The 12,330-nt window shown below is 45.0% G+C and carries 13 protein-coding genes, 1 other RNA gene and 1 pseudogene; all 15 read right to left on the reverse strand.

Going from position 1 to position 12,330, the window contains the following annotated elements; all coding sequences use genetic code 11:
- Positions 1-132 precede the first annotated feature (132 nt).
- Positions 133-738, reverse strand: a pseudogene (locus tag NQ489_RS12145) (SpoIIIAH-like family protein); the annotation flags it as partial.
- 11 nt (positions 739-749) lie between these two features.
- Positions 750-1,064, reverse strand: coding sequence for a stage III sporulation protein AG (locus tag NQ489_RS12150; protein ID WP_021650696.1), 315 nt, complete (start codon positions 1,062-1,064; stop codon positions 750-752).
- Positions 1,033-1,602 carry a stage III sporulation protein AF gene (locus tag NQ489_RS12155; protein WP_021650697.1) on the reverse strand — a complete coding sequence of 190 codons (570 nt, stop codon included), beginning with the start codon at positions 1,600-1,602 and terminating at the stop codon, positions 1,033-1,035. Before NQ489_RS12155 ends, NQ489_RS12150 begins: the two co-directional genes overlap by 32 nt.
- Complete coding sequence (locus NQ489_RS12160; RefSeq protein ID WP_021650698.1) at positions 1,599-2,741, reverse strand: stage III sporulation protein AE; 1,143 nt, start codon at positions 2,739-2,741, stop codon at positions 1,599-1,601. Before NQ489_RS12160 ends, NQ489_RS12155 begins: the two co-directional genes overlap by 4 nt.
- A complete protein-coding gene (locus NQ489_RS12165) occupies positions 2,738-3,124 on the reverse strand; it encodes a SpoIIIAC/SpoIIIAD family protein (protein ID WP_021650699.1) in 387 nt (128 codons plus the stop codon). Before NQ489_RS12165 ends, NQ489_RS12160 begins: the two co-directional genes overlap by 4 nt.
- Before the next feature lie 15 nt (positions 3,125-3,139).
- Positions 3,140-3,334, reverse strand: a complete 195-nt coding sequence (gene spoIIIAC, locus NQ489_RS12170; RefSeq protein ID WP_021650700.1) for a stage III sporulation protein AC — start codon at positions 3,332-3,334, stop codon at positions 3,140-3,142.
- 58 nt (positions 3,335-3,392) lie between these two features.
- A complete protein-coding gene (locus NQ489_RS12175) occupies positions 3,393-3,911 on the reverse strand; it encodes a stage III sporulation protein AB (RefSeq protein ID WP_021650701.1) in 519 nt (172 codons plus the stop codon).
- On the reverse strand, positions 3,896-4,828 hold the full coding sequence (gene spoIIIAA, locus NQ489_RS12180; protein ID WP_015524435.1) for a stage III sporulation protein AA: 933 nt from the start codon (positions 4,826-4,828) through the stop codon (positions 3,896-3,898). The genes NQ489_RS12175 and spoIIIAA overlap by 16 nt, the downstream gene beginning before the upstream one ends.
- Before the next feature lie 84 nt (positions 4,829-4,912).
- Positions 4,913-6,061, reverse strand: a complete 1,149-nt coding sequence (locus tag NQ489_RS12185; protein WP_021650703.1) for a YncE family protein — start codon at positions 6,059-6,061, stop codon at positions 4,913-4,915.
- 17 nt (positions 6,062-6,078) lie between these two features.
- On the reverse strand, positions 6,079-6,627 hold the full coding sequence (locus NQ489_RS12190; RefSeq protein ID WP_015524433.1) for a 4'-phosphopantetheinyl transferase family protein: 549 nt from the start codon (positions 6,625-6,627) through the stop codon (positions 6,079-6,081).
- Positions 6,624-8,450: an ATP-dependent helicase gene (locus NQ489_RS12195; protein ID WP_044960996.1), complete on the reverse strand. Its 1,827-nt coding sequence runs from the start codon at positions 8,448-8,450 to the stop codon at positions 6,624-6,626. The genes NQ489_RS12190 and NQ489_RS12195 overlap by 4 nt, the downstream gene beginning before the upstream one ends.
- A 22-nt stretch (positions 8,451-8,472) precedes the next feature.
- The gene (gene gltX / locus NQ489_RS12200; protein ID WP_044960977.1) at positions 8,473-9,927 is read right to left on the reverse strand and encodes a glutamate--tRNA ligase; all 1,455 of its coding nucleotides are present in this window, start codon (positions 9,925-9,927) and stop codon (positions 8,473-8,475) included.
- A 173-nt stretch (positions 9,928-10,100) separates the two neighbouring features.
- A complete protein-coding gene (gene acpP / locus NQ489_RS12205) occupies positions 10,101-10,334 on the reverse strand; it encodes an acyl carrier protein (protein ID WP_015524431.1) in 234 nt (77 codons plus the stop codon).
- Positions 10,335-10,474: 140 nt separating this feature from the next.
- A complete protein-coding gene (locus NQ489_RS12210; RefSeq protein WP_044960979.1) occupies positions 10,475-11,635 on the reverse strand; it encodes an FtsW/RodA/SpoVE family cell cycle protein in 1,161 nt (386 codons plus the stop codon).
- A 116-nt stretch (positions 11,636-11,751) separates the two neighbouring features.
- Positions 11,752-12,097: a transfer-messenger RNA gene (gene ssrA / locus NQ489_RS12215) on the reverse strand.
- Positions 12,098-12,330: the final 233 nt, after the last annotated feature.

Below are 12,330 nucleotides of genomic sequence, written 5' to 3' on the forward strand. Positions count from 1 at the left end.
ATCGCTTTCCACAGATGCAGCGGTATCCTGCACCTCCTCACCTGTACTTTCCGCATTATCCTCTGCACCTCCCGTATTTTTTTCAGCTTCATCTGCAGTATTTATGACATCCGATGCATTTTTACTTTGACTCAGAGGCGTGATCACAATGCTCTCTGCTGCCACACCGGTTTTCCTCTTTACAATATCCTCGATCTGTGCACGTTTTGCATCCTCCAGATCTGCATCCGGCACCACAACATCCGCAGTTTCACCCGTTAGATTTACGATCACATTTTCAAAGCCCTTCGCCTCCAGAAGAAGCTCTGCAGCCGCCTCTTTTTCTGTAAGATCTGTCATGGAAACCATTGTGTTAATAGCATTCTGTTTTTCCTCTTCGCTGATGTCTTTATTACTGATGATCGCCTGCAGGTCCGCTTTGTTCTGGGAACGCACCTGCTCCCTGCTGACTTTTGCCTGTGCTGCAAAATCCGAAGCACCGGTAAGTACGGCCTCGCCCGGGGATGCGGTATCCATCACCTCCGACTGGGTTGTGCCATCTGCCCCGTTCTCATCCAGAAGGGCTGTTTCATCGGTCAGGTCATAATCCACGTCATCCAGGATACTGCTGCTGTCTGTACTCGTCTCCTTATCCTTAAATCCCAGATCCACATCTGCGAAATTCAGATATCCGGCCACAGCAATGAGAATGGCCAGCGAGGTGATGATTACCTGATTTTTCTTCATGATCTTTTTCACTTCTACTCTCCTCATTTCATTTTCATTATTCTAATTTTATTAGCGTCGATCTGAAATAATGCCATAATTGCCTGCTGAATATTCTGGACTGTCACTGCGCTGCCTGCTCCCTGGGCCGCCACCAGCACACCGGTAACTTCATTTTTGCTGCTTATGGAAAAGTTTTCCGTATTTCCCTCATCCCCGGTCATAATGATCACTTCCACTTCTCCGACTCCTTCCACATTGGAAAGCAGTTCCTCAAGGCGGCTCTCCAGGCGGGTTTTCTCCGCATTCTGATCCTCTGCTGTTTTACTATTCTTTCGGGTTACCGGAAGTCCTGCCACCAGAAGAAGGATTCCCAGAAGAAGGAAAACTCCCCACTCCTTCCATCCCAACCTCAGAAGCCAGGATCTGATACTGTCCTTTCCTGAGTCCGCAGATTCTTTCGAGCTCATTTTTCACCGCCTCCCTCTGTTTTTCTGTGACTGTTCCATAAAGTGTTATGGTCAGCTGAAGCTCTTTTTCCATATCTACTTCTGTTTTTGCCGAAAAAATCCCTTCTTTCCTGAGGATACCCTGAACCTGATCCTTCAGTTCCTGTTCATATGCTCCTTTAAGAAATGTTTCCCTTATTCCTTCTGCTTCTGTCTCCATACGTACCTGTTCTTCTCTCCCATAATTATTGCTGAATCCGGACAGAAGTTCTTCACTTTTTCCCACTACGGCAAATATAGGCGTACAGATCAAAAGCACCAACAGAAGCCCCATAAACAGCCGTATATACTGCTCATAACGCTTATCAGGCAGAATATGCAGAAGTGCTGTAGTAAGTACATGAAAAAAAGCCAGGCTTTTCATCCACTGATAAAGTTCTGTTCTCATCCCAAGCCTCCTCCTGCCATCAGGATCAGAAATGTAAGCATACATAAAATTTCCGCAGTAAACAGGATTCTCATCAGAAGTGCACATCCCTCTGCCATGGTGCCAAAGGCTTCTACCAGCCGTTTGTCTGATACAGGCTGCGCCGCAGCCGCCAGAAAGCGATAGGTCAGTGACAAAAGTCCATATCGGACCAACGGCCCCGCCCCCACCGCCAGGATCACCAGTAAAAGCGCAATGCCCAGACTGTTTCTTACAAGAACAGCTGTGGTAAGGACCAGTTCCGTAACTGCATTTACCGCACTCCCGATCCCAGGAAGAGCACCTGCAGTTTTTCCTACAGCACTCCGCTTCAGAGAATCCATTACCGGAGCTACAAGCCCACGCACCACCTGCAGTCCTGCTGCCACTCCAAGTAATGTCCGAAGCCCCCAGGAGATCACAGTCTCGATCAGCTCAGCCATTTTTCCCAGCATTTCTTCCCTGGAAAGATGATTTACAAATTTCAGAAGAATATATAAACTCACTCCGGGAAGCAGTACTCGTTCCAGGATCCATTGAAAAAGCCACACCAGAAGCAATACTCCCTGATAAAAAGCAGCTGCACTGGATGCACCTGACGCTGCTGCCACTGCCATAAAATACACCGGTGAAAGTTCCTTCATAAACTCCGTGATCCACGCAAGCATTGAAAGCAGTGATGCACTCAAACCGGAAAAACTGTTCATCAGAAGAGTAAAAACAAGAAGATACACCACATAAAAACTGATTTCTCCCACCTGCCCGTTATCAAAGGCACCGGCAAACCCGGAAAAAATGGCAGCAAACAACAGCAAAAGCAGCAACTTCACGATCAGCTCTTTTTCTCTTTCAATACCATAAAAAAGGAGACTGTGCAAAAATTCCCGCACACTCTCCTCCGAAAGCACCTCTTCCCCTGACAGCAGTCTGTGAAACGCTTCTGTAACAGAAAATGTTTTTTCTCCAAGCATCTCATCTACCATGAACTGCAGGTCGGTAAGCTCCATCTGATCTGTGATCTGTTGTTCCGCCGAAGAAGCATAAACGATCACACCGCCAAAACAGCTTATAACTACAGCCAGAAACAGGGCTGCACAAATCTCTGACCAATATCTTTTCATGCAAGAAATCCCTGTATGGTATCCAGCAGTGCCAGAAGAACCGGCATACTTAAAACCATTACAGATAACCGGCAGAACAGTTCGATCTGTGCACCAGTGGAGGAATATCCTGCATCTCTGCATATACCGGATGAAAATTGTCCGATATAGGTGATCCCGATCATCTTCAGCAAAGTAGTGATATAGCTTCCATCAATCGGGAGACTCTGTTTCAGTCTCTCCAGGGACTGGAACAGATAGCTGATCTTCCCTACCGCTAATCCCAGTATCACAAGACCTATTCCCATCGTAACAAGGCTTACATACTCCGGTGCGCGGTCTTTCAGAAGAATCCCCAGAAGAACCCCTGCCGCTCCCAGAACAGAAATCTTCAGAATATCCACGGTTCTTTCCCTCCCCTACAGTACAAAAAGCTGCTGGATATTTTTAAAAAGTTCATAAATATACGGCACGATCCAGAACAGTACTAAAAGAAGTCCTGAAAAACTCACCAGAAAAGCCTGTTCCTCCCTTCCGCTATGTTTCAGGATCTGAGAAAGAACAGAGACCAGGATCCCTACTGCACCGATCTTAAATATGATACTGACCTCCAAATGATCCCTCCTTTTCTTCTGAAAGCCTGTCCTTCTTACTACTGTCTGATAAACAATACTATACCAGGAGAACCGCAAGCAGCAGGCCTCCAAGAATCCCAATTCCCTGGTACAGTTTTTTCTTTCCGGAAACCTCCGCTTTCCGCTTCAATATCTCTGCTTCCAGATTATTTTCATACAGGGAAAGCTGTCGCATCTGCATTTCCAGATCCATATAGCCCAGATATTCTCCGAAAGAAAAAAAAGCGTCCTTTTCCCCATGGGTAAGGCAGCTTTTTTTCAGGGCGCTTTCCGCACATTCCCTGCATATCTGTGAAAGTTTTTCTCCTGTTCCCGCTTTCATCCTGTCCGCGGCACTGATGAGAAACTCTCTGTATTTTCCATTCATTCTTCCTGCTGCTCCATAAAAAGCATCCGGCAGTGATGCATTCCCGCAGCGGATCTCGCCTTTCAGGCAGATCACCATCTGGAGCAGTTTTTCCAGTATACGGATCTGCTCCGAAAGTCTCATACTTCCGGAAAATCCCATTCCGGCTCCTGCCGCCACTACCAGAATACATCCTACAATCCGGTACATAGGCATTTCCCATTTTCATCATAGATTCCTTCCACGATTCCTGCACGTTCATGCTTTCCCAGAAAAATATATCTCTGGAAAACCCGCGCTTCCCACAATTTCCGGAAAAACGGCTGGGATAATGTTTCTTCCATGGAAGCTCCATGTGCAGTTGCGATCAGACGACATCCACAATGGATAACTGATTCCACAGCCTTGAAATCTTCTTCTTTTCCAAGTTCATCCACAGCAACCACAACCGGCGACATTGACCGAATCAGCATCTGCATCCCTTCTGCTTTCGGACAGCCGTCCAGGATATCCGTACGCATTCCAAGGTCATTCTGAGGGATCCCCTGATAGCATCCGGCCAGCTCACTGCGCTCATCGACTACTCCTACCGTAACACCAGAAATATTTCCCCATCCATTACTCATCTGCCGGATGATATCCCGAAGAAGCGTGGTCTTCCCACATCTGGGCGGAGAAACGATCAAGGTATGCATGATCTGCTCTCTTGTCTGGATATATGGCAGCACTTCTTCTGCACATCCCTGGATCTCATGTGCCAGACGGACATTGATGCAGGAAATATATTTCATCCCACGGATACGGTTTCCGTCCAGGATCACCTTTCCGGTAACTCCTACACGATGCCCACCCTGTACACTCAAAAACCCCTGGCGAATCTCATCTTCATAAGCATACAGGGAATAGCCGCTGACATACTCCAGTGTTTCCTTAAGATCCTCCCGCGTAACCAGATAAGGTTCTGTATCTTTTTGCCGGAGGAAACATTCTCCCCCATCATAAGTGAGGAACAGAGGTCTTCCCACGCGGAGACGTATCTCATATAATTTATCATAATCAAGGTCTGCATCCACCAGAAGCTGGCGGACATTACTGGCAAACAGGTTCTGGATCTGGTTTGCGTCCATGTTTTCACCTCTTACACTTAAATATATTGCGGACATGCCGGATTTAGTACCTGTTGTCTTTTTTGATGCTCTCTCGTTTTTTCTTTATTCCGACAGAAAAAAAAGACTTTCTTCTTCGTCATAGGTCTCCATCTTCGAAAGATTCAGCTTCAGGACCCGATCCACAATATTTACGGAGGACGCACGGTATGCATAGGCACAGGATTCAAACATCACATAAAGACTGTCACCCTCCACCACGATCTGTTCCAGTCGTTCCGGAAAACGATAAGTTCTGGCAGAATTCTCGTTTACATACAAACGCTTATCGGATTGTTCATAAAACACCAGCCTGGATGGCAGGATTCCAAAAGAATGAGAGATCAAAAGCTTATCATTATAAAAAGCAATTCCCTGAACCTGCTCCGATATGGTGGAATAATCCAACGGAACTGCCATTTCAAAATCCATGCCCAGTTTCTCGTCCATGGTATTGATCAGTTTTCCCTCTTCGTCAACTCCGTATCGTGCAATTACACTTTCGTTATATTTTTCAAAGCAGCCTACATACAGACATCCCTTATAAAAGGTCATAAAAGAATCTCTCACGATCCCATAAAGACTGACTATCTGGAAAGTATCCACCGGCAGATGGCTGTCATCATAATCGTAGGCTTCTATTGTATCCATCTTTATACTCACTGCCTGTGCGATCCCGTTGATATTGGAGGAATACCATAATAACTTATGCTCCGGGTCATAGGCAAGTCCTCCCACATGAGGCTGTCCAGGCAGTATCACTTCTTTAATAAAATTATGTTTTTCCTTATCGATCACATAAATGACCGAATTATGTTTCTGTGTGCTGCAGTAAGCGCTGACCAGCACATAATCCTCTGTAACCGCCAGTCCCTGAGGCGTCATGGACGTACACATGGCAGGAGTGGCACCCTTTTTTGTGAGCAGCGTCCTGGTATTCTTCAGCCCGGGAATGACATATGTTCCATATTCCTTCTCTTTTTCTCTCCCATCAAAGGCAAAATAAGAGAAATCCTCTTTCTGGGAAAGCATCTGTTTCTGTCCCCGCAGTGTATACACTGCAGCACCTCGGTTTGTCACCACAGCTTTTGTGGGCAGCTCAGTTTTTGCACGGTAAACAAATGCATATAAAAAATAACATATGCACAGCACAAAAACAACTGCCAGGATCTTCAGAATGAAAATCCTGAAGCTGCGTTTCATCTCTTTGTTCATTTCATCGTCTCTATTTGCTATCTCAAAATGATGTCTTCGTATTCAAATCGTAATTCCAGGCTGTCTCTGGACCAGATTGCACCACTGTATCCCGGTTCCAGCTCCAGCATTATGTAATTTCCCTTATCCATGGAAATCGTACGCAGATCCCTGGACAGTCCCTCTCCGGTCCATTTGATATATGCCTCTCTCAAAACCCACTGGGCAAAAAAGGCTTTCTCCATATCATCTGCATCCAGGATTTCCCGTATCATATCTGCCGGCACCATTCTTTCAAGGAGCCGTTCGTAATTTACCTTCTTGTGGATCTGCACATCAATGCCCACCTCTTCTCCGGCAAACAGACACATCACATATTTTCCGGAATGTGTGATATTATAATGAATTCTTGGAAGCAGGGTAAAAAACGGTTTCCCATGTTCCCCCTTTGACCGAGGCTCAAAAGCAAGCTTCCGTCCAAATTCCCGCTCAAGTCCGATTTCCAGAAGCTTTTCCCCGATCATATGCTCCATGTTCTTGCCGTTATATTCATCTCTGATCTTCGTATAATAAATAATCCCATTCATAATCCGGCCTCCTCAAGAAAACGGGACGGTTCCCGTTCCTTCTCATACTGCTGTCTTACATAATACAGGCAGAGTTTCTTCTTTGCCCGTGTCATACCAACGTAGAAAAGCCTCCGTTCTTCCTCCAGATGTGCCTCCAGGACTGCCTTCCGATAAGGCATGCTGCCTTCATTTACATTCATGATATATACATTGTCATATTCCAGACCTTTGACCGCATGAAGAGTGGATATCACCACTCCTTCCCGTTTCACATCCTGTTTCTTCGCCTGTTCTTCAAGCTTTCTGGTATACTCGTCCATATAGGCCATCCATTCTTCCAATGTTTTCATTCCTCTGGCACTTTCATGGATCCGGTTCAGGGTTTCCATAAGCTCTTCCGGTTTTATTTTACGATACCTTGCATATTCCTGCAAGTATTCTTCGTATCCCATGCCATTCCGGATAAAATTAATGGCTGCATAAGGGGCCATAGTCTTTAAGATCCGAAGATGTGTCTCCATCGTTGTGATCCTGTCACACATCCAGTCTTTGTCTTTGTAAAACTCTCCCAATGCTTTAAAATCAACTTTTTTTTCTGTCAGAGCGTCTCTGGCTATGTATCGGTTTGGCCGGTTCATGATCTCCAGAAATGTACTGCGGCTCCGGTCTCCTTCTGCCATTTTCAAATAAGCGATCATATTCCGGCAAATCCAGTGTCGAAACAGGTTGGGCAGTTTTTCCTTCATAGTAAAAGGAACCCCATACTCCATCAACGCAGCGACCAGTCCTTCGGTTTCCTGATTAGTCCTGAAAAGCAGCGCTGTATCTTCAATATTATCCCCTTCTTCCATCCGGTTCCGCAGCAGGCTTGCAACTGCCATATATTCGTCTCTGGGATTTCGAAATTCTTTTATCTGCACCGGCTCTCCCGGTTCATTTGGTGTGGAAAGTTTTTTTGCATAACGGTTTTCGTTATGATCGATTACCTTCATGGCTGTATCCAGGATATTTCCACTGCACCGGTAATTGATATTCAGGATCACCGTCTCCGCATTTTTAAAATCTTCCGGGAAATTCAGCATGATCTCCGGGCGAGCGCCACGGAAATGATAGATAGACTGATCATCATCTCCCACCACAAACAGATTGTTCTCCGGTGCTGCCAGCATCTTCACGATATCATACTGAAGATGATTGATATCCTGAAACTCATCCACCAGAATATAGTGAAACTTTTTCTGCCATGCAGACAGGATATCTTTTCGTTTTTTCAGAAGTTCATAACAGCTCAACAGCATATCATCAAAGTCAAGTTTTCTTCTTTCATTCAGGACTTTTCGATATCCCTGAAAGATCTGTCGGAACACTTCATCCGGGCAGCAGGAAGAATAATAATGCTCCAGAGCGATTCTTCCACCCTTTACAACACTGATCTCCTTGGCAATATCTTCCACAAAATCCCCTTCCTGGGACTGTTCTGCAGCACAGTTTACCACCAGTTCTCTTAAGATCGCATATTTTTCTTCTTCGGACAGGATATTTCCTCCATTCAGACCATAAGCCTGTTTGAGGATCCCGTAAAACACTCCGTGAAAAGTCCCGAAAGTAACGCCGGTTCGTTGAACACCGGTAAATTTCAGAAACCGTTCTTTCATTTCCACTGCTGCTGCCCTGGAAAAAGTCACAACAAGAACAGAGGAAGCCGGTATCTTCCCTTCCTGGATCATATGTGCTGTTCTTTCTACTATGACGGAAGTTTTCCCCGAACCGGGGCCTGCCAGAACCATCATAGGTCCTGACAGGTGGGCGATCGCCCTTTTCTGAGATGGATTTCGTTTCATAACTGGATTATCGATCACACTCTTATTTATTTTCAAGCTTTTCGATTGCTGCATGTACACGTTTCAGTGTCTCTTCCTTGCCAATGATCTCCATGATCTCTGTTGCACCGGCCGGTGTCATCTGCTTGCCGGATACTGCTGTACGAAGCGGCCACATAACATAACCATTCTTATATCCGTGCTCCTTTACAAAAGCGCTTAAAGATGCATACAGCGGATCATTGGTATAATCCTCCTGTGCTTCCAGTACCGGAAGCACTTCCTTGAGAACTGCAAGAGAAGTCTCCTCTGTTGTTTTCATCTTTTTGTGGCGGTACATCGCACTGTCATACTCCGGAACTGCCTCAAAGAAATCTACAAGCTCCGGAATATCCGGGAATACTTCAATTCTGGTCTGAACCATTCCTGCGATCTTCTTAAGATCAAAGTCTTTTTTCAGAACTTCTTTCAGATACGGAAGTGCTCTCTCATAGAATGCCTCCGGATCCATCTTCTTGATATACTCACCATTCATCCATTTCAGCTTGGCAATGTCAAAAACTGCCGGTGATTTGTTGATATGATGATAATCAAATGCCTCCACAAGCTCCGGAAGAGAAAAGATCTCACGGTTGTCTGCCGGGCTCCATCCAAGGAGTGCAACATAGTTGATCACTGCCTCTGTCACAAATCCCTGATCGATCAGATCTTCATAGGAAGAATGTCCACATCTCTTGGAAAGCTTCTGATGTGTCTCGTCTGTGATCAGCGGACAGTGAACATAGGTCGGGATTTCCCATCCGAATGCCTCATAAATACGATTATACTTCGGTGAAGAGGAAAGGTATTCGTTACCTCTTACAACATGTGTGATTCCCATAAGGTGATCATCAATTACATTTGCGAAGTTGTAGGTCGGATAACCGTCAGATTTGATCAGGATCAGATCCTCCATCTCCTCATTGTTAACGGTGATATCTCCGTAAATAACATCATGAAATGTAGTGGTTCCCTCTGTTGGCATATTAAAGCGGATAACATGCGGCTCGCCTGCATCCAGACGGCGCTGAACCTCTTCCTTGGAAAGATGGAAACATCTCTTGTCATAAATAGAGATCTCCTTACCTGCAACCGTACGTTTCATGCTTTCCAGCTCTTCCTTGCCGCAGAAGCAGTAATATGCATCACCCTGCTCAATAAGCTGTTTGGCATATTTCAGATACATGCCTGTTGCCTGACGCTCACTCTGTACATACGGGCCAAATCCACCATCTTTGTCCGGTCCCTCATCATGGAGAAGTCCTGTTTTCTCAAGAGTACGGTAGATGATATCTACAGCTCCCTCCACATAACGTTCCTGGTCTGTATCTTCAATACGGAGGATAAAATCTCCGCCTTCATGTTTTGTGATCAAATAAGCATAAAGAGCTGTTCTTAAATTACCCACATGCATTCTTCCTGTAGGGCTCGGTGCAAATCTTGTTCTGATCTTTGTCATTTCTTTTCTCCTCGTTTTTGTTGTTTCTCTTTATAGGTGCTATTATATACCCAAATCCTTCAAAATGTCCATAGGTTTTCCGGCGGAATGCCCTGCCATCCCTCTCCCGTATCTTCGCATATACAGAAAAATCCTCTGAGACACCGTCGTCCCAGAGGATCCTTGATTCCTGTTTATGCTTCTACGCCTTTGTTCTTAAGATAATCGATCACATCTCCAACTGTGTTCAGATCTGTAAGCTCCTCTGCCGGGATCTCAACATTGTACTCATCCTCAAGAGCCATAACCAGCTCAAACAGGTCAAGAGAATCTGCTCCAAGATCATCCTTGAAAGATGTCTCCGGTGTAATTGTTGATGCCTCACAATTTAACTGCTCTGCAAGCATTTCTTTCATTTTTTCTAACATGTCTTTTTTCTCCTTTAATCATTACAGATCGAATCTGTTTCCTCTTTTTGAGCAAAGTATATAGTCTGCAAAAACAGTTGTCAAGAGGATTTTCCCAAAAAATGGCTCCAGAGCAAAAATATTTTGATTTTAAAACTATTTTACTCTTGAAATTTTATCTGACGGGCCACGCTGAGAGCTATTGCCATCTCCAGCATCAGGAACACAATGGACGTTCCTCCGTAACTGATAAAGGGCAAGGTAACACCTGTATTGGGCATCAGATTCAATACAACAGCAATGTTAAGGATCACCTGCAGCGCAATATGTATAAAAATCCCGGTAACGATCAGTGAGCCAAACAGATCCGGTGCATTCTGCGCAATAAAAAACAACCTGTACAAAAGATATCCGAACAGGATCAGTACAAAAATCCCTCCGAAAATTCCAAGCTCCTCACAGATAATGGAAAAGATCATATCATTTTGTGCTTCCGGAACACTTCCAAGCTTCTGGATACTATTTCCAAGCCCGCGGCCAAAAAGCCCTCCGGAGCCAATGGCATACAATGCCTGCAGCGTCTGATAACCGCCTTCATCGGAATATTTCTCAGGCTGAAGCCATACAAGTACTCGCATAACACGGAAGCTGTCACTATTCTTGGTCGTCGCAACCAGAAAAAGTACTCCGATCACAATAAGGATCACTCCTGCCGCTGCCACAGCAATAAACGGACGCATATCCGGATGTGCCACAAACACCATTCCAACTGTTATTCCCAAAATGATCATGGCTGTACTCAGGTTATCTGTAAGTATATAAGCCGCAAGCGCAAGTCCTGCCCCCGGAAGTCCCAGGATCATACAGCTCTTTAAAGTTTTCACCTTTCGTCCCATTTTTCCGATCATGTAAGCCATCATGATAATAACCGCGATCTTTGCCAGCTCGGCAGGCTGAAAGTTGATCGGTCCGATATACAGCCATCTGGTAGCACCATGAGAGGAATGTCCCAGCGGAGTCCGCACAAGTCCCATAAAGATCAGCGAAGCCACATACAACGCAGTTGTAAAAGGAAGAAGGATATGATAATCCAGTATTTTTGAAATAAATAACGCTCCGATCAGACATGCTGCACTGATCAGTGCCTGTTTCTTAAAATAAAACATATCGTTGCCATAATTCACTTCTGCCATATATGAACTGGTGCTGTAAAGCATGACCAGTCCAAAGCACACCAGCAGTACAATAACAGCTACCAGATTATAATCATAATAATCAGATTTCTTATTCTGCTTTTTTCTGTTAAGCAGAGTTTTTTTCATTCTATCACCATCGCTTTCTGTATCTGCGAAGAATTTCCTGATATCCACGAGTAATAAAGAAAGTAAAAAAAATTCCCGGAAAGCCGCATAAATGCTGTCTTTCCGGGACGTTCCATAAATGGACCTGAGGGGAATCGAACCCCTGTCCGAAAGCCTATCCCTTAAGGCATCTCCCATCACAGTCGCTGATTTAACATTCCCTCAGCAGTACGCCCACCGACAGGCTTACTGCTTCAGTAGCTTCATGATACATCTACCGGGGCAAAGCTTACCCGGCAAGGTTTCTCACATGGTCGACGCCAGATTCCCGATGTGTGAGTGCAACGGGGCTGACGAGCAGCTTAGGCTGCTAACGCTAACTTTTCGTCTGCGTTTATATTTAGTTCCCGGTTGGTACGCAGTCCAGGAGTCTGCGGATGGCTTCCCTAACTTCAAAGCCCCCGTCGAAACCAGTACAAGCCCTTAAAAGACTTCTGTGACAGGATCATTTCCGGTCATCTCTGGTGGACAGACGAACTTCTTAGTCAGTTTTTTGACTGGGTTTAATTATACCAGAATGATTTTTCGTGTCAAGGATATTTCAAAAAAAGTCCAGACTGTACAGTTTTTCTTACCTGTACAGTCTGGAATATGCATTCAAACTTTGGTATTTTAAATACTATCAAAATGATCTTTTAATTTTATGGCACAAAAAA

Origin of the sequence: Blautia sp. KLE_1732_HM_1032, assembly GCF_025147905.1 — a bacterium.
In the GTDB taxonomy this organism is placed as follows: domain Bacteria; phylum Bacillota; class Clostridia; order Lachnospirales; family Lachnospiraceae; genus Blautia_A; species Blautia_A fusiformis.